The sequence below is a fragment of the Humibacter sp. genome, from assembly GCF_035547335.1.
Taxonomy (GTDB): domain Bacteria; phylum Actinomycetota; class Actinomycetes; order Actinomycetales; family Microbacteriaceae; genus Humibacter.
Map to the genome: position 1 here is coordinate 1 of NZ_DASZVF010000081.1, position 21,364 is coordinate 21,364.

Below are 21,364 nucleotides of genomic sequence, written 5' to 3' on the forward strand. Positions count from 1 at the left end.
ACGGCCGGCCTTGCCCCAGTTGATGTTCGCCTGCTCGGCGTTGCCGACCTCGCCGACGGTGGCGCGGCAGCGCACGTCGACGCGACGGATCTCGCCCGAGGGCATACGCAGCGTGGCGTAGGCGCCTTCCTTACCCAGCAGCTGGATGCTGACACCGGCCGAGCGGGCCAGCTTGGCACCGCCGCCCGGACGCAGCTCCACAGCGTGGATGACGGTACCGGCCGGGATGTTGCGCATCGGCAGGTTGTTACCCGGCTTGATGTCCGCGTTGGGGCCCTGCTCGATGACGTCGCCCTGCTTGAGGTCCTTGGGGGCGAGGATGTAGCGCTTCTCGCCGTCCACGAAGTGCAGCAGCGCGATGTTCGCGGTGCGGTTCGGGTCGTACTCGATGTGCGCGACCTTGGCGTTCACGCCGTCCTTGTCATTGCGACGGAAGTCGATGACGCGGTACTGGCGCTTGTGCCCGCCGCCGATGTGGCGCGTGGTGATGCGGCCCTGGTTGTTGCGGCCGCCGGTCTTGGACAGCGGGCGCAGCAGCGACTTCTCGGGCGTCGACCGGGTGATCTCGGCGAAGTCGGCCACGGACGAGCCGCGGCGACCTGGGGTCGTGGGCTTGTACTTGCGAATAGCCATGGTTGTTCCCTTGCTCCCTAGCCGACAGCCGTGAAGATGTCGATGGAACCGGACTTGAGGGTGACGATGGCGCGCTTGGTGTCCTTGCGCTTGCCTGTGCCGAAACGGGTGCGGCGCGTCTTGCCCTGACGGTTCAGAGTGTTGACGGATGCGACCTCGACCTTGAAGATCTTCTCGATCGCGAGCTTGATCTCGGTCTTGTTCGAGCGGGTGTCGACGAGGAAGGTGTACTTGCCCTCGTCGATGAGCGAGTAGCTCTTCTCGGACACGACCGGTGCGATGATGACGTCGCGCGGGTCCTTGTTGATGGCGGGCATGTTAGGCGCTCACCTCTTCCTTCTTCGTCGCTGCGGCCTTCTGCTTGGCTGCGACGAAGGAGTCGAAAGCAGCCTTGGTGAAGACGATGTCGTCGGAGACGAGCACGTCGTAGGCGTTCAGCTGGTCGTACGAGATGGTGTGCACCGTCGGCAGGTTGCGCACGCTCTTCACGCCGGTCTCGTCGTCACGCTCGGTCACGACCAGAACGTGCTTCGAGGCGGCGATGCCGGACAGCAGCGCGACGGCATCCTTCGTCGAGGGCGAATCGCCGGCGACGATGGACTCCACCACGTGGATGCGCTCGCCACGAGCGCGGTCGCTGAGCGAACCGAGCAGGGCCGCGGCGATCATCTTCTTGGGCGTGCGCTGCGCGTAGTCGCGCGGGGTCGGGCCGTGCACGATGCCGCCACCGGTCATCTGCGGGGCGCGGATCGAACCCTGACGGGCGCGGCCGGTGCCCTTCTGCTTGAACGGCTTGCGGCCGGCGCCGGAGACCTCACCACGGTTCTTGGTCTTGTGCGTGCCCTGGCGCGCTGCTGCGAGCTGCGCGACGACGACCTGGTGGATCAGCGGGACGTTGACCTGAACGTCGAAGATCTCCGCCGGCAGCTCGACGGAACCGGACTTCTTGCCGGATGCGTCGAAAACGTCGATCGAGGTAGCCATGGACTACGCTCCCTTCACTGCGTTGCGGACGAACACGATGCGGCCGCGAGCGCCGGGAACCGCGCCCTTGACGAGCAGCAGGCCCTTGGCCGCGTCGACCGAGTGCACGGTGAGGTTCAGCACGGTCACGCGCTCTGCCCCCATGCGACCGGCCATCCGCATGCCCTTGAACACGCGGCTGGGCGTCGAGGACGCGCCGATCGAGCCCGGCTTGCGGTGGTTGCGGTGCGCACCGTGCGAGGCGGAGACGCCCTTGAAGTTGTGGCGCTTCATGACACCTGCGGTGCCCTTGCCCTTCGAGGTTCCGACGACGTCGACCTTCTGGCCGGCTTCGAACGTGGCCTCGACGGTGAGCTCCTGTCCTGCGGTGTACTCGCCTGCGTCTGCGGTGCGCACCTCGGTGACGTGACGGCGCGGCGTGACGCCCGCCTTCTCGAAGTGACCGGTGGCCGGCTTGTTCACCTTGCGCGGGTCGATGGCGCCGGTGGCGATCTGCACGGCGTTGTAGCCGTCGACCTCGGGGGTGCGGATCTGCGTGACCACGTTGGGCGTGATCTCGACGACGGTCACCGGGATGAGCTTGTTGTTCTCGTCCCACACCTGGGTCATGCCGAGCTTCTTGCCGAGCAGACCCTTGACGGTCTTGGTCTCAGTAGTAGACATGAGTGGACCCCTACAGCTTGATCTCGATGTTGACGTCGGCCGGCAGGTCGAGACGCATGAGCGAGTCGACGGCCTTCGGCGTCGGGTCGATGATGTCGATCAGCCGCTTGTGCGTGCGCATTTCGAAGTGCTCGCGGCTGTCCTTGTACTTGTGGGGCGAACGGATGACACACACCACGTTCTTCTCGGTGGGGAGCGGCACCGGCCCGACGACCTGAGCACCGGCACGGGTCACCGTGTCGACGATCTTGCGCGCCGAGGTGTCGATGACCTCGTGGTCATACGACTTAAGCCGGATGCGGATCTTCTGTCCCGCCATATCTGACTCTCTCTCTACTGTTCAGGCGTCTTACGGCAGTCAGAGCCGCATTGGACGCATCGCGCGCCGACGCTCTCGCGCCGGCACCTCTTGGGAACGCCACGTGGTGCCGCACCGCTATTTATCTGTCAAGGGCGAGGGGATGCTCATGCTCGCGCCGGAGCATCCCTTGCCTCTCATCGGCCCCCGCGCTCGGGCGTGTCGCCCTCGCAAGGCACATGGATAGCCCATGGCCTTCCGGATGTCGATTAAGCTGCGTCCTTCTGCCCGCGGCCTAACCCGAACCCCGAGGACTCGATCCGATCGTTCGGATCAGCCAGCTCGAAGCGGCTATGCACTGCCTGGCAGTGATCCGATGCACATCGCGCGGGGCGCGCAGCACCGAAATGTTGAACCCCAAAAGTTTGCCAGATCGCAGGGGTATGTGCAACTCGGGCGTGTCGCGGCACCGGCGCACCCACTGGCGCCCCGTTCAGGGGGCTGCCAGCGCCGTTCGTCGGCTTCATGATGAAGGGTCGGACAGCATTCGGGGCGTGCCGAGCCGCGCCCGGTAGTCTTATCGAGCAGTCGCGACGCCAGCGGGAGACATAGTGACTTTTCGGCAAGCCTTGAGCGCCATCTGGCAGAGGCGGCTGCTCGTCGTCGCCGTGGTCCTTCTGGCGGTGGCCGTCGCAGCCATTTTCCTCGTGCGGCAGACTCCCGTCTACACGTCCACCACCACGGTGCGCATGAGTGCTCTGGCCTCCAGCGCGTCCGCGAGCGGGCAGATCGGCACGGCATCCGTCGACTTCGATCCGACGAGCATCTCCTCGCCCGCGGTGCTGGATGCCGCGGCGAAAGCCGTCGGCGAGCCTGCCTCTTCCACGGGGTCGTGGGTCGTCACCGCGACGCCCGTGCAGGCAACCGGGCAGGCGCAGCCGAAGACGCTCACGATCACGGCGAACGGCAGGACCGCTGAACAGGCGCAAAAGCACGCAGAGGCCGTGGTGAAGTCATACAACGACTACCTGAAGGCGCAGACGGCGAAGGCGAAGTCGGCGGCCGAGGCTCAAGCGGCGAAATGGACGGCCTCCGCCGAGGCGTACCAGGCGCAGGTGAACGCGAACCCCGCCAACTCCATCGCCCAGTCGAATCTGGCGAACGCCATCTCGTCGCTGGCGAGCGCGAACAACACGGTGCAGAAGATCGACAGCGCCGGCTCTCCGCTGACGGTCACGAAGGCCGCGACTCCTGGGCAGTTCCAGGGCACGAGTCCGCTCATCGCCATCGCGGTCGCCCTCGCGGCGGGCCTCGTCGCGGGCATCGGCATCGCGCTCATCTGGGATGCGTTCGACGACAGACTGCGCGGCGACGACGACATCGAGGACATCACCGGGCTTCCCGCGCTCGGAGAGCTCAGGCTGGACAAGCGCATGCAGCGACGCGGTGACTGGCTGCCGGCCGCCGGCCGCAAGCGCACCTCGCTGAACGAGGGCCTCCGCGCTCTGCGCACCACGCTGCAGGTGCTCCTGCCGCGCGGCAACGATGTCGTCGTGGTCACCAGCGTGGAGCCGGCAGACGGCAAGACGTTCGTCTCGGCGAACCTGGCGCTGGCCTGGGCGAGAACCGGCAAGCGGGTGATCCTCGTCGGCGGGGACCTGCGCAGGCCGAGCTTGGATGCCTACTTCGGCGAGGCGGCCACTGGAAGAGGCCTGACCGAGCTGCTGCAGGCTGCGGCCAACGGCGGCTCGGCCCCGGGTGCGGAGATCATCGCCGCAAGCCTGAACCGCACGAAGTTCCGCGGGCTGAGCATCCTGCCGGCCGGCTCCGAGCCGTACGATCCGGCCGACCTGCTGGCCGTCTCAGCACTCGGCGACATCCTCGCCGCGCTCCGCACGATGTGCGACATCGTCGTCATCGACTCGCCGCCGTCGCTCGCGCTCGTGGATGCGAGCCTTCTCTCGGCGCACTCGGACGGCGCCGTGCTCGTGGCATCCATTCGCCGTACGAGGCGCAAGAGGCTGCTCGAGACCGTGCACGCTCTGACCGGCAACGGCATCACGGTGCTCGGTGTCGTGGCCAATCGCTCGCGGCGGCGCATGCCCAAGTCGTACTCCGCGTACTACGGATCCGGTGCATCGGCCCGTCGCCGCACGGTCGCCGCGGCACGCAGTGCTGAGGCACCGGCCCCCGCGGACGACGAGACGGCTTTCGACGACGAGGACGGCTTCGCGAACCTGGTCGGAGGCAACGGCAGGCAGCACGATGACCGCGCCGGTGACCGGACCGGGGACCGCACCCGAGACCAGGGCGGGTCACGAGACGACCAGGCAGACCCCGACAACGACGACGAGCTCGAGGACTGGCCCGGGTTCGAGCAAGCGGACGACGAACCCGCGCGCTCTGGCAGGAGCCGCAGAGGACGTGACTCGGCCGAGGACGAGAAGGTCTAGCCGTGCAGGGCGCGTCGTACGCCGACCAGGTGGGAGGCACGGACGGGGACCGGGATGTGACGCGCATCCTGTTCGTCTGCACGGCCAATCAGTGTCGCTCCGCCATGGCCGAGGCGATCGCGCGCCGTCGCTTCGCGGGCCTTCCGTTCGCGTTCGCCTCCGCCGGCCTCATCGAAGGCGGACGGCCGATGCCGCCCGCCGGGGTGCAGGTGGCCGGCGAGAACGGGTTCGACCTGTCCGGTCACCTGAGCAAGCGGGCCGACACGACGCAGCTGCGCGGGTGGGACGTCATCCTCACGATGACCAGGGAGCACGTGCGCGAGCTGGTGGCCGCCGACCGGGAGCTGTGGCCGCGCGTGTTCACGCTGCCGCAGTTCGTGCGCTGGCTCGACGAGCATCCCCCGAGCAGGCACGTGCTGCTGCGGGAATGGATCGAGCTCGCGGGGTCGGAGCGCCCACGTTCCGACATGATCGGCTCCAACGAGCAGGACGACATCGCCGATCCCGTCGACGAGCCCGCCGAGGCGTGGCGGGTACTGGTCGCGGAGCTGACGAGCGAGATCGACAGCATGGCGCGTCATCTCGTCGGCGACCGGGCCGGAGCGCCGCTCGACGCCCAGTTCGCCGCGCGCTAGGCCATCCACTCCCTGATGCGGCCGCCGAAGGTCGAGCCGTCGAACTCCGCAGCCCGGGCCCGGCACGCTGCGGGATCCACGGCGGAGGCAACCTCGACGGCACGCCGCAGCTCCGCTGCATCCGTCGAGCGGAACAGAGCTCCGGTGACGCCGTCGACCACCGTCTCGGATGCGCCCCCGATCGCGTTCCCCACCACGGGCGTGCCCGCTGCCATGGCCTCGACGGGCATGATCCCGAAGTCCTCGACCGCGCCGAACACGTACACCGCCGCCCTGCGGTACAGGGCACGCAGCATGGCGTTGGACGGCCGGTGCACGAACGTGACGCGACCGGGATTCCGGCGCGCGAGCTCGAGCAGCCTCTCGCGCTCCGGGCCATCGCCCGCGATCACGACCGGCAGGTCCGCGGCCACGCCCGCCGCTATCGCCAGGTCGACTCGCTTGTAGGGGACGAACCGGGAGGCGCCGAGGATGAACCCGGCTGGCAGCGCCTCGAGCTCCCTCAGCTCGTCCTCGGTGAGCTCGTCGTCGCTTCCCGGGAACGCGGCGACGTCCACGGGCGGGTAGATCACGGTGCTCTCGCGGTCCCAGCAGCGCTCGATGCGCTCGGCGATGAAGTTCGAGACGGCCGCCACCTTCACCGGCTCGGCGGCACGCTTGCGGTCGATGCTGCGCAGCGGAACGGATGCCGCGCGCACGAGCGCGCTCTGCCCGCGTTCGTCGATGTCCGGCTCCCAGATGTACCGCCCGGGGCTGTAGGCGTAGACGTACTTCGGGATGTCGCGCGACGGCCCGCGCAGGCGGGCATGGTGCGCGAACAGGTGCGTGCCGATCAGGAGCCAGTCGGCATCCATCGCGGGCAGCGAGCGCCACCACGGCAGCAGGAACGGCAGTGCCGCCGCCTTGTGGTTCCTGAGCGGGGTGGCAGCCAGCCAGCTCTCCCGCACGCGCCCCGGCCCATAGCGATCCTCGACGTCGTCCCACGGGCAGATGATCGGCGCGTCAGGGAACTCTGCGGCGAGCGCATCGACGACGCGCTCACCGCCGCCCACCGATTCCAGCCACTCGTGCACGATCACGCCGGTCATGTGGCTCCTTCTCGTGGGGTGCGCGTGCCGGACGCGGTTTCGATGACGTCGCCGAATGCTGCGACCCGCTCCCGCCAGTCGGGGAGATCATCGTATTCCACCGACGGCCGCCACTCGGCGAGGTCGAGCGCGACCGCGCCGGGGAAGGCGTCCGAACGGGCGACCGTCAGGCCTTTCGTCTCCCGGAACCCGGCGACCGGAGTGCTCACGACGGGCCTGCCGACGGCCAGGTACTCGTACAGCTTGATCGGATCCAGGCTCTCGGTGAACGCGGTCACGACGTGGGGCACGAGGAGCACGTTCGCGTGCTGGAGATAGCCGGGCACGGCGTCGTGCTCGCGCGCACCGAGGGCCACGACGCCGGGATGAGCGGCCAGCCGCTCGCGGTTCCGCGCGCCGAGGGCGTCAGGCCCGACGAGCACGACCGAGCCGCCGGATGCCGCAGCCGCATCGGCCGTGCGCAGCACGAGGTCGACATCCAGCCTGTCCTCGTGCAGTGTGCCGACGTAGAGCGCGACGGGGCCGTCCGGGAGGTCGCCCGGCCGGGGCACCCCGAGGCGATAGCGTTCCACGTCGACGGCGTTCGGGATGAGATGCACCCGACGCGAAGCACCCTTCGTGCTCGCCAGCGCAGGCGAGCAGACGACCACCTCGGAACTCAGCTCGAGCAGCATCCGGTCGGCCGCCGCGATGCGCGAGTGCTGCCTGCCCGTTCGCTCGGCCTGGACCCAGTCGTCCGTCACGTCGTAGACGACCGGCCAGCCGAGGGCGTTCACGAGCGGCACGGCGGCCGGGTCGTTGATCCACAGCACGCCATCGCTCCAGCCCAGTCGGCGGACGGCCGCGACCACGTCCCGCGTGAGCAGCGCATCCGCCAGCGGCCCCGCGATCCGGGGCAGCGCCTTGGTCGGCTGATGCAGCACGAGCCTGCCGTCGTAGCCGCCGACACGTGACCCCCGTCCGCGCCGTGGGCTGTGTCCCGTGAGCGCGTCGTGCAGCGGGTCGCTCGGCGGCTCGACGAACAGCACGCGGGTTCCGGGATCCGAGTCGAGCAGCCCGTCGACGAGGTACTGATTGCGGCGCCACACGCCGTCCCACGCCTCGAGGGAGGCCACCACGATGCGGCGCGTCATGTCTGCACGGGGTGCGGCGGATGCGCCTCGGGCGGAAGCGGCGACGCCAGGCCGTTGAGCGTTCGCTGCTGGTCGAGGTCGTGGGCGACCATCCGGGTGACCAGCCCGTCGAAGTCCACCTCGCGCCGCCAGCCGAGCACCTCCTGGGCCTTTGACGAGTCGCCGAACAGGTTGTCGACCTCTGCGGCGCGCGTCTGTGCAGGGTCGAACGAGACGTACGGCCGCCAGTCCTCGACGCCGATCCGCGCGAACGCCGCGGTGAGGAAGTCCTCGATCGAGCGTGCCGTTCCCGTCGCGAGCACGAAGTCGTCAGGCTGGTCGTGCTGCATCATCATCCAGATGCCGCGCACGTAGTCGCCTGCGTAACCCCAGTCGCGCTTGGGCCACAGCACGCCGAGGCTGACGGTGTCCTGCAGGCCGAGGCTGATCCGCGCGACGGCTCTCGTGATCTTCCTCGTCACGAACTCCGTCCCGCGCCGCTCGCCCTCGTGGTTGAACAGCAGGCCGCAGACGACGAACATGCCGTAACTCTCGCGGTAGTTCTTGGCGATCCAGTGACCGTAGAGCTTGGCCACGCCATACGGGCTTCGGGGGTGGAACGGCGACTCCTCCGTGTATCCGGTGGTGGGAACGGCGTAATCGACGCCTCCGAACATCTCCGACGTCGAGGCCTGGTACATCCTCGTCTTCGTCGAGAGTCCCGACAGCCGGATGGCCTCGAGAACGTTGAGCACGCCCTTGCCCGTGACCTCCATGGTGAGGGTCGGATGCTTGAACGAATAGCCGACGTGGCTGATCGCCGCGAAGTTGTAGAGCTCGTCCGGCTGGGAGTCCTCGACCGCCCGCACGAGCGAAGCGGGATCCGTCACGTCGCCCTCGAGGAGTTCGACGAACGGAAGATCGCGCTCCACGTCGGCTCGACGGGGATTGTGCTGGCCGCGGATCAGGCCGAACACGCGATAGCCCTTGTCGTGCAAGAGCGATGCGAGGTGGCTGCCGTCCTGGCCGGTGATGCCCGTGATCAACGCGGTTCTACGGACCCCGTCCATACCTGTCCCGTCCGTCGCGCTCGGATGACACGACGTCGATCGCCAGGATATCGAGCGCTTCCACCGCCGAAAGTCCCCATCAGGGGGCCGGGGACCGCGCCGCACTCCGCAACACGGCGACGGTCAGCTCCGTCTGCGCAGCGACCGTGAACGCCGCGCGCTGTCGCTCGCGCAGCGCGCGGCCGTAGTCGCGCCGGCGATCGCCGTCGCGCACGAGCCCTGCGAGCAGCTCGGCGGCCGCCTCGGCGTCTCCCGGCGGGAAGAGCGCGGCGTCCGGAACGCTCCCGACCGTCTCCAGGTGGCCGCCACCGGCCGCGGCGACGACGGGCACACCCTGGGCCATGGCCTCGAGCACCGCAAGGCCGAGCCCCTCACGCGGCGTCGGCGCGATGAGCACGGATGCCCGCCGCAGCCAGTCCTGCACGTCCGCCTGGAACCCCACGAAGTCGACCGAGCCCTCGACACCGAGCTCGCGAACGAGCCGCCGCAGCGCTGCCTCCTCGCCGCCCTCCCCCGCGATGACGAGCCGCCAGCCCTCGGCGACGGGCATGGCCGCCCACGCCCGGATCGCGACATCCGTGGCCTTCTCGGCCTCCAGCCTCTGCAGCACGAGCGCGAACGGCTCCCGTGCCCGCTCGTCGACATCCGCGGCATCCGCCACGCCGGTGTGCACGACGACGCTCTCCCCCTCGATGGCGTCTGCCACGAAGCGCGAGATCGCGATCTGCCCGCCGATCAGCCGACCGACGATTCCGGCCGCGGCCCTGCTGGCGGGATTTCCGCCGCGCGGCGCAGCGAAGTGGCGCACGCTCACGACCGGAACACGACGCATCCGCCCGGCCGCGGCGGCGGCGAAGTCGGCTGCGGTCATGTGGCTGACGATGACGTCGGCATCCCGGATGCTGCGCAGCTGCCGGTACGCCGCCGCCATGCTGGTCCCCGGGCGCCAGCCGATTCCCGCAGCCTTCAGCGCAGTCCCCATCGAGTCCTCGCCGCCGCCGACCACGGTGACGTCGCATCCCGCCTCGTGCAGCGACACCGCGGACTGCAGGACGTACCGCTCGACGCCGGCGAACGCCTCCGAGCACACCACTTGGACGACGTGCAGGGTCTTTCGCCGCGCGGTCGGCCGAGGCCGCACGAGCGCGGACTCGACGCGCACGGGTCCGTGCCGGAAGAGGGCGCCTCGCCTGCGGGCTTCCGCACCCCGTTCGCCGGGGAGGACGGCGCCGCGCACCGCCGCGCCGAGGAACGTTCCCGCGCGGTACACCTGCCATCCCGCCGCGCCGTAGTGCTTGCGGATGTACCGCTCCGCGCTCGCGTAGAAGTGGCGCTCGCGCCGGCGCGGATCGCCGCCCGTCCCCGCGCCGACGTGCGTCGCCTTCACGTTCGCGACAGCGATGTCCCAGCCTTGCGAGCGGGCGCGGCGCTGCCAGTCGGTCTCTTCGGCGTACAGGAAGAAGCGTTCGTCGAGGGCCCCGATCTCGCGAAGGGCCGCTCGTCGCAGCAGCAGGGCCGACCCGATCGCGAAGTCGTGACGTCTGCGCAGAGCGCCGAGTCCTATCGCCTCGATCCACGCGCCGACGGGCGTCGGGAACGGCCACCATACGCGCACGGGCGCGCCGGAGCCCGGCTCGGTCTGCGTGGCGCCGACCGCGGCGAGCCGGGCACGGGAATGCAGCAGCCTGTGCATGCGCTCCACGCCGTCGCGCGCGATCCTGGCGTCGGGATTCAGCAGCAGCACGTCGCGGTCGCGATCCTCGGATGCTTCGATCGCCGCCAGACCCCGGTTGACGCCCCCGGCGAAACCCAGATTCGATCCGGAGTCGATGTACCCGGCGCCGAAGCGTTCGGCCACGGCGCGCGTCTCGTCGGACGAGGAGTTGTCCACGATCGTGACGGGAAAGCCGTCGCCGAGCTCCGCGAGGCATCCGACAAGCTGATCCGGCGGCCCGTAGGCGACGATGAGCACGTGTGGCGCGGAATCGGCGCCGGCGTCGCGATCGGCCAGCACCTGCTCGTACAGCTCGCGGTGCATCCGGGCGACGTTGTCCCAGGTGAAGCGGAGGGAGCGGGCGAGGCCGCGTTCCCGGTGCTCGCTCCACCGCTCCGGCTCCAGCATCCGTCCGATCCCCTCGCCGAGCGCGTCGGGATCCCCTGGCCGCACCAGCAGCCCGGCGTCGCCGACGACGTCGGGTATGGCGCCCGAGTCGCTCGCGACGACGGGGACGCCGGAGGCCATGGCCTCGACGGCGACGCGGCAGAACTGTTCGAGCCAGTTCGGCCGGGGCAGCGAGGGAACCGCGAGAACGTCGAGGGCCCGGTAGCGTTCCGCCAGCTCGGCGCCGCTCGCGAACCCGAGGAAGTCGACCCGATGGGCGATCCCCAGAGCCTGCGCCAGCTCGGCGAGCTCTGCGCGCTGCGGGCCTTCGCCCGTGATCGCTATCCGCCAGTCGGCTCGCCCGGCGGCAGCGCGGAGGAGCACGTCCACGCCCTTGTGTGCTTCCAGTCGGCCGACGTAGCCGATGGTCTTCACGCCCTGCGAGGGCGGTTGCCGGTCGGCGGGAGCGAACGTACGCACGTCGACGCCCAGCGGGATCTCGACGGCCGGCCCCGCGAGATCCTTGGCCGTGAGGATGCGGCCGGCCTCGGCGTTGCACACGTACGCGGCCGCCGCGCCGCGCAGCGCCCTCCGCTCCAGCCAGCGGAACGGAACCGGGTATCGCTTGCTGATGTTCTGCGCCGAGTAGAGCACGTACGGCGCCGTGCTCCTGCGCAGCCAGCGGAGGAGGAGCACTTCAGCGGTGGCCAGAGAGTTCGGCTCCTCGTGCAGGTCGATGAGATCGGGTCGTTCGCCGATCGCGCGCCAGAGCGGAACAGGATCGAACACGAAGACACTCGGGTGCCTGCCGATCGTCCACGCGCCGCGCACGAACGAGTCGCCTTCGGCATCCAGTCGCACGTCACGGCCGCCCTCATTCCACACCCGCGACGAGATCAGCTCGACGTCGACGCCCTGCGCCGCCAGTTCTCGTTCGCGCTGCCGCCACGCCGACACGACGGCATGGTGGGCGATGCGAAGAACTCTCATGCTGACCCTTCGATCTCGTGCGAACGCTTACGCCTGGCGGGATGCCCCGACGCGCGGCCCGGGGAGCGGGTGTCCCGGCCGCAGGCCCGGACGTCGTGCTGCGGATCTCTGACGTTTCAGAAGGGCCGCCTGCTCCCACGGCACCGGCTCGCCTCGCGCCCGGCGATCCCTGTCCAGCTCGCGCACGCCGTAGCAGATTCCCACCACGATCCACAGCAGCGACGCCTGACCCGCCACCCAGTAGAGATCGAACTGGGCCTGCGTGAAACGTGTGGCGACCACGGCGAACCCCACCGTCCCGTACACCGGATCCATCTTCCAGAGGTACCAGCCGGCCACGGCGAACAGCACGAGGAACCCGATGAGGCCGAACACGCCGACCGTCGTGAGCACTTCGAGCTCGGCGTTCGGCGGCTGGAACGACTCGTACTGCCCGGCGAACCTGTCCGTGTACCACCAGCGCATGCCGACGCCGAAGATGGGGCTCTTCAGCCAGATGTCGAACGCCTGCGCATACCAGTCGACGCGCTGATGGGCTGAGTTGAACTGGTTGTCGGATGCCAGCTGCGACGTGAGCTCGCTCATCACCCACGCGATGCCCGGGATGGCGGCCAGCCAGACGATGCGCACGCGTCTTCCGGTCTGCGGGCGGGCGCGCACGCTCACGATCAGGATGCCGACGATCTCGCCGACGAGTCCCTGCCTCGACTGCGCGGCGAGCACGCCGAGCGACGTGACGATCACGATCAGCCACGACCATCCCGGGGACCACTGCAGCCACACCGGCCGCGCGAAGGCGATGACGGCGGTGATGCCCAGCATGCCTCCGATGGTGTTCTTGTTCAGATCGGTGAGGTAGACGGGCTGAAACGTGTGGATCTGCGCGAACGTCACGAGCGACACGGCGATCGTCACGAGCCCGATGCCGACGCATCCGAGCACATAGAGCGTGACGGCGACGCGCGCACGGTCGGCCCGGCCGACGATGAACCCGACGATGAGGCTGCCGAGGACGAGGAACACCTCGTGGATCCACTCGACCCCGTTGGCCGAGTACGGATTGAGGATCTGCGTCGGGATCGCGGTGGCCAGGTAGAAGACGCCGGCCCAGACGATGGGGAGGAGCACGGCGGCCCCGCGTCCGCGCAGTGCCAGCAGGCACACGACGGATGCGAGGGCCAGCACGATGTCCGAGACGCTGAGTGCGCTGCCGACCCGGGTGAGCACGAGTGTCGCGGGAACGGCGAGCACCGGGATGATCGTGAAGTCGCGCGCCGCGACTCCCGCCAGCAGCACGGCGATGCCCACCACGAGCGCGAGCGCGGTGCTGTTCACACTCAGCACGCCGAGGGCGACCGCGACCACGACGGCGAACGCCCCGACCGCCACGAGTGCCGGAGCGGTAGCGGCGGCTCTCACCCTCGCGCGCCCCATGCACACATGGTAATAGGCGGCATCGAGGCGGTCCCTCCCCTGCTCACCACGTCGCCCAGACTATCCGACGCCGTGAGAGATTCTCAGTTCCGTCCGCCGTCAGGCTCCCCGATATGGGGGTGAGCCGCCCCCGATACCGGCGGAAACGTGCTGTTAGCATCGAACGGTCGTGCCACCGGCCGGCGTGTACAGACCAGCGGGAGCGAAGCGGACCATGCCCGACACCGCCATCACCGTCGAGCATCTGACGAAGACGTACCGGATCGTTCGCGGGTCAGCGAGCAACAACCGCATCACCGAGGCCGTGCTCGAGCGCATGCGGCATCCGTTCCGCCGTGCCGAATACACGAGCTTTCCCGCCATCGACGACGTCACGTTCGACATCCCGTGGGGCGAGGCCGTCGGCATCATCGGCAGGAACGGCGCCGGCAAGAGCACGCTGCTCAAGCTCCTGACGCGGATCGCGGCGCCGACCGCCGGCCTCATCGACCTCGGCGGCCGGGTCGGCAGCCTGCTCGAGGTGGGCACCGGCTTCCACCCCGAGCTCACCGGCAGGGAGAACATCTACCTGAACGGGTCGCTACTGGGCATGAGCCGTAAGGAGATCAGGCGCCGATTCGACGAGATCGTCGAATTCTCCGGCGTCTCGAAGTTCCTCGACACCCAGGTGAAGCGCTATTCGTCCGGCATGTACGTTCGCCTCGCGTTCTCCGTCGCGGCGCACCTGGAGACCGAGATCCTCGCGATCGACGAGGTGCTGGCCGTCGGCGATGCCGAGTTCCAGGCGAAGTCGCTCGCCAAGATGCGCGAGGTGGCCCACAGCGGCCGCACCGTTCTCTACGTCAGCCACCAGGCCAGCACCGTGACGTCGCTGTGCACGTCGGCCATGTTCCTCGAGCAGGGGAGGCTGTCGTACTACGGCGATGTCGACGGCGCCATGGAGCGGTACCGCAGCACGTTCGAGACGTTCCAGCTGGAGCAGAAGGATGCCAGCAAGCGCTTCGGCTCCGGAGAGCTGAGGCTGATCGGGGCGCGCGTCGCCGACCAGTCCCAGGATCCGACCGACGACATCGTGATCGAGTTCGAGGTGGGATCGAACCCCGACGTGGTGGGCAAGTACTTCGTCTCCTGCCACATCAACGACGCCGACGGCAACGTCGTCGTGCAGTGCGACTCCCGGCTCGTCGGCGCATGGTTCGACCCGGCCGTCCCGCAGCGCGGCTCGCTCGTCGTGCGATCGCTGTGGCTGAAGCCCGGCCGGTACTTCGTGGATCTGTTCGTCTGCCAGGCGGGTGTCATGGATGCGTGGCAGGGCGCCGACACGTTCGATGTGCTTCCGTCCTCGCCGTACCCGGAGCTCACGTCCGACGAGGCGATGTCGCACGGCGCCGTGCTGGCGGACTTCAGCTACGAGGCGGCATCGTGAGCCGCATCCTCATCCGCCCGCCCGGGCGGCTCAACCTGCCCCAATGGCGCGAGCTCTGGGAGGCCCGCGAGGTCTTGTACCGGTTCGGCGTGCGCGACATCGTGCTGCGCTACCGTCAGACCGCGATCGGCGTCGCCTGGGTGGTGCTGCAGCCGCTGGTGGCCGCCGGCATCTTCTCCATCGTGTTCGGCCAGGTGGCGGGCCTTCCGACCGGCGGTGTTCCGTACTTCCTGTTCAGCTTCGCCGGCATGCTCGCGTGGAACGTGTTCAACAACGTCGTGAGCCGTTCCTCGACGTCGCTGGTCGCCAACCAGGCGCTCGTGTCGAAGGTGTTCTTCCCACGGCTCGTCGTGCCCCTGTCGAGCGTGATCTCCGTGCTTCTCGACTTCGTCGTCGCGTTCGCGATGTATGTGGTGCTCCTGCTCGTGCTGCGCGTCGACCCCGGCTGGCAGGTGCTGCTCACCCCCGTCTGGCTGCTCATCACGCTGATGCTCGCCTGCGGGATCGGCGTCGCCGCATCCGCCGTCACGGTCAAGTACCGCGATGTCACGTACGTGCTGCCGTGGATCCTCCAGATCCTGCTGTACGCAACACCGATCGCCTATGCGCTCTCCGCCGTGCCGCAGAACCTCAAGTGGCTCTTCGAGCTGAACCCGCTCACCTGGTTGATGGAGGTCGTGCGCTGGTCGACGCTCGGGCAGCCGATGCCGCCCGTGTGGCAGCTCGTCGCACTGCCGGTGACGGCGTTGATCGTCTTCTTCGGCGGCATCGTCGTGTTCCAGAGCTACGAGCGCGGCTTCGCCGACGTCATCTGACCGGTCGGGTCGGCGGCCTCAGGGTCGCCGCGTCAGCGGTTCCAGCGTCTCGCCAGCGCCTGCAGCGGTCGTGGCGCGGAGCCGAAGCGCCGCAGCGCGTACGCGCCGACGCCCCACAGCACGACGATCCCGGTGCGCACCCGGTCCCGTGCCCGCTGCGATCGGATGCCTGCCAACACGTGCCTGCGCAGGAACCGCAGGCGGGAGCGGAACGTGCCCCCCGCCGTGCGGTTGAACAACAGGCCGTTGCGGGCGTAGTAGTACGTGCCGAGCGTCCCGGCGGCGCCGCTGAAGGATGCGGAGACCGAGTGCGCGATGCGTACGTCGCACGCCACGCGCAGCTCCACGCCGAGCCGTGCGGCCCGGATGCTCCATTCCGAGTCCTCGAAGTTCAGGAAGTACCGCTCGTCGAACATGCCGACCTTGAGCCACACGGCGCGCGACGCGGTGACGCAGCAGCCGGCCATGAGCTGGGTGATGCGTATGCCGCCTGCGCACGGCTGCAGCTCGCTCGCGGCGAGGTGATGCGGGTACGCGTCGCCGGCATCCATGGCGGCACCGCCGAACCAGAGCCGATCGGGTTCGTCGCGGAAGTAGATCTCCGGGCTGGCGACTCCGTCTGCACCCGCGGTCGACCGCATGACGGCCATCACGCCCGGAGCGACGACGGTGTCGTTGTTGAGCACCGTGATCCACTCGGCGCCCAGGTCGAGAGCAGTGCGGATGCCGGAGTTCATGCCGCCCGCGAAGCCCAGGTTCTCGCCGTTCTGCTGAGTCAGCACGCCGGGGAACCGTCGTTCGACCGCCTCGAGCACGCCATCGTGCGACCCGTTGTCGATGACCAGCACCGTCGTCTCTCCGGATCCCGTCACGAGCGACTCCACGCACGCCAGCGTGTCGTCGCGGCCGTTCCATGACAGCACGACGACGACGTGGCGCACGCCGTCCGCCATGGGGTCAGTCGGCGAGCGCACCGGCCGACTTCCTGCGCACCAATCGTGGCCACACTCCGCGCGAGAACGGGTGGAAGTCCCGCAGCAGGCGCCAGGTGAGCGGCGCGGGCCACCAGATGGCCCAGTAGTAGAACGTGCGCGGGAAGTCGCCGGAGTGGCCCCAGCTGCGCAGCTTCGCGCGGATCCGCCTCGGCGAGCGCGCCCACGTGTTGTGGATGATCGCCTGGTCATGGTCGATGGCCGCCAGCCTGTGCTCGCCGGGGTCCGGCGGTCTGCGCAGCTGCAGCGAACGTTCGTCGCCCCGCACCGTGACGCGCAGCACGTCGCCTGCTGCGCGACGCGCGTTGACCAGCTCCGCCGTCGGCCGCACGGCCACCGGTCCGGGGTATTCGTAGCAGGGTCCGCCGTCCCGTGCGACGACCTCGAAGACGTGCGATGCCGTGCGGCGGTAGAGCACCCGCATCGGCCACTCGACCGCGTCCGCGCCCAGCCGCTCCGCGTCGTCGAGCACGGCCAGCAGGGCATCCTTGTCGGGAAGGAACTCGTCGTTGTCCAGCTGGATCACCCAGTCGACGCCCTCGGCCTCGAGCGCCGCCAGCGCCGACCGGCGCTGGGCCGTGTCGGCCTGCATGGGGTTCTCGGGGTCGACCCAGTCGCCTTCCACGACGCGGAGGATGCCTCGCGAATCGACGCTGCGCGCGAGCTCCTCGACCTGGTGCACCGGGATGACGGAGCCGCTCCAGCCGCGGCCGCTCACCGGAATCGGCATGACGAGAACGTCGACGATGTCGTAGTACTGACGCAGCGTCTTCTGCAGCCAGACGGGATCGCCGGGCAACAAGTACGCCCCGATCCTCCTGGCCACCATGAGCTCCACTCGTTCTCGTCGCGGCCGATCGTCGCGCTGGGCTTGCGTCTGACCATTCAACTAGATTGACGATGAGTCAGCCAGCGAACAGACCCGAAGTGGTGACGTCGCGACGGCGATGCCGATGCGGCGGCTGCGCTCGACCCGCAGGGAGGGGAAATGTGCAGCGGCCTGAGCGCGTGGTCGTGATCGATCACACCGCACAGCTCGGGGGTGGCGAGCTCGCCATGGCCCGGCTTGTCGCCGCTGTGGATCCCGAGCGGTTCGACGTGCGCGTGCTGCTGCTCTCCGACGGGCCGCTCTGCGAGGTGCTGCGCCGGGACGGCACGCCTTTCGCGGTGATCCCGGCGTCCGAGACGCTGACGGGCGCGGCGCGTGACGCCGTGACCTCCTCGCTCGCTGCGACCGTCGCGAATGCGATGCGCACGCTGGCGCTGGTGCCTGCCATGGTCCGCGCCATCAAGGGCGCAGACGCCGACCTGGTCGTGGCGAACACGCTGAAGTCCGCCGTGCTCACCGCGATCGCGGCGCCTCTGGCCGGCAGGCGATGGGTGTGGCATCTGCACGACCGGCTCGCCGACGACTACCTGCCGGCGCGCCTCGCGCAGGCGATGCGGGTGCTCGCCCGGTTCGGCCCGCGGACGATCGTGGCGAACTCGATCGCGACCAGAAGCACGATGCCGTCCGTTCCGGACGTGACGGTCTCCGTCGCCTATCCGGGCGTGGATCCCGGCCCGGAGCGGCATGCGGTGTCCGGAGCCGCGGACGCGGCGCCGACGTTCGGGCTGCTCGGGAGGATCGCGCCGACGAAGGGTCAGCTCGAGTTCCTGCGTGCAGCGGCGGCCGTCGCGAGTGATCACGCGGAGACCCGCTTCACCGTCATCGGCGACGCGCTGTTCAACGACGCGGAGTTCGCTTCCGAGGTCCACGCGCTGGCCGACTCGCTCGGCCTGGGCGACCGGGTGACCTTCACGGGCTGGGTGGACGACCCGGCGACCGCGGTGCGCGAGCTGACGGCGCTCGTGCACGCCTCCCCCGTTCCCGAACCGTTCGGCCAGGTGCTCGTGGAGGCGATGCTCGCCGGCACGGCCGTGATCGGAACGGATGCCGGCGGCGTTCCCGAGATCCTTCTCGCCGACGACGGCGCGGAGATCGTCGCTCCCGGGGTGAGGCGAACGGCCATCGGGCTCCTGGTGTCCCCTGGCGACGTCGATGCGCTGCGTCGCGCCATGACGTGGATGCTCGAGCATCCCGCCGAACGAGCCGGGATGATCGAGAACGGCGTGAGGAGTGCTCGCGAGCGGTTCGACATCAGGCGGAGCGCGCGGATCGTGGAGGCATCGTGGGCCCGCGCTTTGGGGCGGTCTCCGGGGTCCGCACCGGACGCGGCTGCGGATATGTTGGGGAGACAGCCCGCAGACGAAGACTTGGAGACACCGTGAGACTGCGCACCGAGGGAATCACGTGGCAGGAGATCGACGGCGAGCTCGTCATCCTCGATCTGCAGTCCTCCATGTACCTCACCACGAACGGGTCGGGCGCTTTCCTGGCGAAGCTGCTCACCGAAGAGCGCACCGAGCAGGAGCTGGCGTCGGCGCTCGCTGCGGAGTTCGACATCGCCGACGACGTCGCCGCCGCCGACACGGCGGCCTTCATCGAACAGCTCGCCGAGAAGAAGCTGCTCATCTCGTCATGAGCGAGCGTGCCGCACGGGCGATCGCGTTCTACCTGCCTCAGTTCCATCCCATCCCCGAGAACAGCGAGTGGTGGGGGCCGGGCTTCACCGAATGGACGAACGCCGCCCGCGCCAGACCTCTGTACCGCGGCCACAACCAGCCGCATCTGCCTGCCGATCTCGGCTTCTACGACCTCCGCCTGCCCGAGTCCAGGCAGGCGCAGAGCGATCTCGCCCTGGAGTACGGCGTCGAGGCGTTCTGCTACTGGCACTACTGGTTCGGCAAGGGGTCGCGCATCCTGGAGCGGCCGTTCACCGAGGTGCTCGCATCGGGAGAGCCGTCGATCTCGTTCTGCCTCGGGTGGGCGAACCAGACGTGGACCGGCATCTGGCACGGCGCGGAGAACCGCGTGCTACGGCAGCAGACATACCCGGGACCGGAGGACGACCAGGCGCACTTCGACGCGATCCTGCCGGCGTTCCGCGATCCGCGCTACCTCAGGGTCGGCGGCCGCCCGGTGTTCTACGTGTTCCGCCCCGAGGAGCTGCCGAGCGCATCCGAGTTCGTCGACCGGTGGCAGGGCATGGCCCGCGCTGCAGGTCTCGAAGGCCTCTATCTCGTCGCCGAGGTGAGCGACCTTCTGGGCAACGGACCGCGATACCGCACCGTCTCGAACGACGGATTCGACGCGGGCGCATACGTGCGGCTTCCGGCACGCCGCACGCGGGCCGACGTTCTGCGAATGCGAGTCCGGCGCAAGCTGGGCGGCCCCGAGGTGTATCCGTACTCGACGGATGCGTCGCCGTGGGGTCCCGTGCGCGCAGACCCGGCGCTGCAACCGAGCGTCTACCCCAACTGGGACAACACGCCGCGCTCCGGTCGTCGCGGCCTCGCGCTCGACGGATCGGATCCGGCGAAGTTCGCGCAGAATCTCGCGCACGCGGTCGGAACGCTCCAGACGCGTGAGCCGGAGGAACGCCTGCTCTGGATCAAGTCGTGGAACGAGTGGGCGGAGGGGAACTACCTCGAGCCCGACCTGCAATACGGCCGCGAGTGGCTGGCCACGCTGCAGCGCGGACTAGCGACGACATGACCGCCGAACCGGGGCGTCCGCTGCGCATCGCCGTCATCTCGTACTACCTGCCGAGCGGCAGCAAGATCGGCGTGGGCTACCAGGTGCACGAGCTCGCCACCGAGCTCGCCCGGCGCGGTCACCAGGTCGACGTGTTCAGCGAATGCCCGCCCGTCGACGGCGCGATCTACGGCCATCGCCGCATCGAGCTCTCCGGTCGCATGCGCACGTTCCGCTTCGCGCTCGAGCTGCGCAAGGTGGACTTCTCGTCGTACGACGTGCTGCACGCCCACGGCGACGACTACTGGCTGTGGAAGCGGCGAGTGCCCCGCCACATCCGCACCATCCACGGTTCGTGCTTCGAGGAGGCCATCCACATCAAGGGTCTCGGCGAGAAGCTCAGGATGCTCGCGCTGGGCTTCAGCGAGGTGCTCGCCAGCTTCATGGCCGACGAGACCGTCGTGGTCTCTCCACGCACCCGGCGCTGGACGCCGTGGGTGCGGCGCGTGATCCCGAACGGCGTCGACGATCGCCGGTTCCATCCGGAGCCGTCGCTGCGAGCGCCGGTGCCGACAGTCCTCTTCGTCGGCACGTGGGGCAATCGCAAACGAGGCAGAGACCTGGCCGAGGCGTTCGAGAGGCACGTGCTCCCCGCCGTGCCCGATGCGCGGCTCGAGATGGTCTGCAGGGACGCACCCGCCGACCCGGGAGCGGGCATCCGCATCCTCGGCGGCCTGAGCGACGCCGAGCTCGTCGAGGCGTACCAGCGGGCCTGGGTGTTCTGCCTGCCGTCCGACTACGAGGGTTTCGGCATCCCGTACGCGGAGGCGATGGCATCCGGCGTCCCGGTCGTCGCCACACCGAACATCGGGGCTCGCTACGTGACGGATGACGCGCGCGCCGGCGTGCTCGTGCCTCTCGATCTGCTCGGCCCCGCGCTGCGCGACCTGCTCACCGACGACGCGAGCAGGCGGAGGCTCACGGCCGCTGGCCTGGAGCGGGCCAGGGAGTTCTCGTTGGCGCGCATCGTCGACGAATACGAGCGCCTGTACACGGCGGAGTGAGCCGCTCGTCCGAGGCTTCGGCGTCCCTA

At 69.3% G+C, this 21,364-nt stretch carries 20 protein-coding genes; 8 read left to right on the forward strand and 12 right to left on the reverse strand.

All coding sequences use genetic code 11. From position 1 onward, the window contains the following. The 5 genes from rplB to rpsJ form a co-directional block, all read right to left on the reverse strand. On the reverse strand, positions 1-633 hold a 633-nt coding region (gene rplB, locus VHB92_RS16260), incomplete at its 3' end, for a 50S ribosomal protein L2 (protein ID WP_325454815.1). Positions 634-650: 17 nt separating this feature from the next. Then, positions 651-950, reverse strand: coding sequence for a 50S ribosomal protein L23 (gene rplW, locus VHB92_RS16265; RefSeq protein WP_325454816.1), 300 nt, complete (start codon positions 948-950; stop codon positions 651-653). Between the two features lies 1 nt (position 951). Continuing rightward, positions 952-1,617 carry a 50S ribosomal protein L4 gene (gene rplD, locus VHB92_RS16270; protein ID WP_325454817.1) on the reverse strand — a complete coding sequence of 222 codons (666 nt, stop codon included), beginning with the start codon at positions 1,615-1,617 and terminating at the stop codon, positions 952-954. Positions 1,618-1,620: 3 nt separating this feature from the next. Continuing rightward, positions 1,621-2,280: a 50S ribosomal protein L3 gene (rplC, locus tag VHB92_RS16275; protein ID WP_325454818.1), complete on the reverse strand. Its 660-nt coding sequence runs from the start codon at positions 2,278-2,280 to the stop codon at positions 1,621-1,623. A gap of 10 nt (positions 2,281-2,290) precedes the next feature. Further along, positions 2,291-2,599: a 30S ribosomal protein S10 gene (gene rpsJ / locus VHB92_RS16280; RefSeq protein WP_022900935.1), complete on the reverse strand. Its 309-nt coding sequence runs from the start codon at positions 2,597-2,599 to the stop codon at positions 2,291-2,293. A gap of 590 nt (positions 2,600-3,189) precedes the next feature. Between rpsJ and VHB92_RS16285 the strand changes: the two genes are divergently transcribed. Both VHB92_RS16285 and VHB92_RS16290 read left to right on the forward strand, forming a co-directional pair. Continuing rightward, positions 3,190-5,031 (forward strand): CpsD/CapB family tyrosine-protein kinase, encoded by a 1,842-nt coding sequence (locus VHB92_RS16285; protein WP_325454819.1) that lies wholly within the window; start codon positions 3,190-3,192, stop codon positions 5,029-5,031. Between the two features lie 2 nt (positions 5,032-5,033). Continuing rightward, the gene (locus tag VHB92_RS16290; protein ID WP_325454820.1) at positions 5,034-5,666 is read left to right on the forward strand and encodes a hypothetical protein; all 633 of its coding nucleotides are present in this window, start codon (positions 5,034-5,036) and stop codon (positions 5,664-5,666) included. Here the strand turns inward: VHB92_RS16290 and VHB92_RS16295 are convergent. From VHB92_RS16295 to VHB92_RS16315, 5 genes are all read right to left on the reverse strand, one after another. Further along, the gene (locus VHB92_RS16295; protein WP_325454821.1) at positions 5,663-6,754 is read right to left on the reverse strand and encodes a glycosyltransferase; all 1,092 of its coding nucleotides are present in this window, start codon (positions 6,752-6,754) and stop codon (positions 5,663-5,665) included. The genes VHB92_RS16290 and VHB92_RS16295 overlap by 4 nt on opposite strands. After that, positions 6,751-7,887, reverse strand: a complete 1,137-nt coding sequence (locus tag VHB92_RS16300; protein ID WP_325454822.1) for a glycosyltransferase — start codon at positions 7,885-7,887, stop codon at positions 6,751-6,753. The genes VHB92_RS16295 and VHB92_RS16300 overlap by 4 nt, the downstream gene beginning before the upstream one ends. Then, entirely contained in the window at positions 7,884-8,936 is a 1,053-nt protein-coding gene (locus tag VHB92_RS16305) for a GDP-mannose 4,6-dehydratase (protein ID WP_325454823.1), read from the reverse strand. The genes VHB92_RS16300 and VHB92_RS16305 overlap by 4 nt, the downstream gene beginning before the upstream one ends. Positions 8,937-9,015: 79 nt before the next feature. Then, positions 9,016-12,027 carry a glycosyltransferase gene (locus VHB92_RS16310; protein WP_325454824.1) on the reverse strand — a complete coding sequence of 1,004 codons (3,012 nt, stop codon included), beginning with the start codon at positions 12,025-12,027 and terminating at the stop codon, positions 9,016-9,018. A gap of 27 nt (positions 12,028-12,054) precedes the next feature. Beyond that, positions 12,055-13,461 carry an O-antigen ligase family protein gene (locus tag VHB92_RS16315; protein WP_325454825.1) on the reverse strand — a complete coding sequence of 469 codons (1,407 nt, stop codon included), beginning with the start codon at positions 13,459-13,461 and terminating at the stop codon, positions 12,055-12,057. A 214-nt stretch (positions 13,462-13,675) separates the two neighbouring features. Between VHB92_RS16315 and VHB92_RS16320 the strand changes: the two genes are divergently transcribed. Then, positions 13,676-14,887 carry an ABC transporter ATP-binding protein gene (locus tag VHB92_RS16320; protein ID WP_325454826.1) on the forward strand — a complete coding sequence of 404 codons (1,212 nt, stop codon included), beginning with the start codon at positions 13,676-13,678 and terminating at the stop codon, positions 14,885-14,887. Next, positions 14,884-15,702, forward strand: a complete 819-nt coding sequence (locus tag VHB92_RS16325) for an ABC transporter permease (protein ID WP_325454827.1) — start codon at positions 14,884-14,886, stop codon at positions 15,700-15,702. Before VHB92_RS16320 ends, VHB92_RS16325 begins: the two co-directional genes overlap by 4 nt. Positions 15,703-15,734: 32 nt before the next feature. Here VHB92_RS16325 and VHB92_RS16330 read toward each other — a convergent pair whose 3' ends face one another. After that, positions 15,735-16,655, reverse strand: coding sequence for a glycosyltransferase family 2 protein (locus tag VHB92_RS16330; RefSeq protein ID WP_325454828.1), 921 nt, complete (start codon positions 16,653-16,655; stop codon positions 15,735-15,737). 4 nt (positions 16,656-16,659) lie between these two features. Beyond that, entirely contained in the window at positions 16,660-17,523 is an 864-nt protein-coding gene (locus VHB92_RS16335) for a hypothetical protein (RefSeq protein WP_325454829.1), read from the reverse strand. A 161-nt stretch (positions 17,524-17,684) separates the two neighbouring features. Here VHB92_RS16335 and VHB92_RS16340 point away from each other — a divergent pair, with 161 nt between their 5' ends. The 4 genes from VHB92_RS16340 to VHB92_RS16355 are packed head-to-tail and all read left to right on the forward strand — an operon-like array spanning position 17,685 to position 21,335. Then, a complete protein-coding gene (locus tag VHB92_RS16340; protein WP_325454830.1) occupies positions 17,685-18,965 on the forward strand; it encodes a glycosyltransferase family 4 protein in 1,281 nt (426 codons plus the stop codon). Further along, a complete protein-coding gene (locus tag VHB92_RS16345; RefSeq protein ID WP_325454831.1) occupies positions 18,962-19,219 on the forward strand; it encodes a PqqD family protein in 258 nt (85 codons plus the stop codon). The genes VHB92_RS16340 and VHB92_RS16345 overlap by 4 nt, the downstream gene beginning before the upstream one ends. Further along, positions 19,216-20,292, forward strand: coding sequence for a glycoside hydrolase family 99-like domain-containing protein (locus tag VHB92_RS16350; protein ID WP_325454832.1), 1,077 nt, complete (start codon positions 19,216-19,218; stop codon positions 20,290-20,292). Before VHB92_RS16345 ends, VHB92_RS16350 begins: the two co-directional genes overlap by 4 nt. Further along, positions 20,289-21,335: a glycosyltransferase family 4 protein gene (locus VHB92_RS16355; RefSeq protein WP_325454833.1), complete on the forward strand. Its 1,047-nt coding sequence runs from the start codon at positions 20,289-20,291 to the stop codon at positions 21,333-21,335. Before VHB92_RS16350 ends, VHB92_RS16355 begins: the two co-directional genes overlap by 4 nt. Positions 21,336-21,364: the final 29 nt, after the last annotated feature.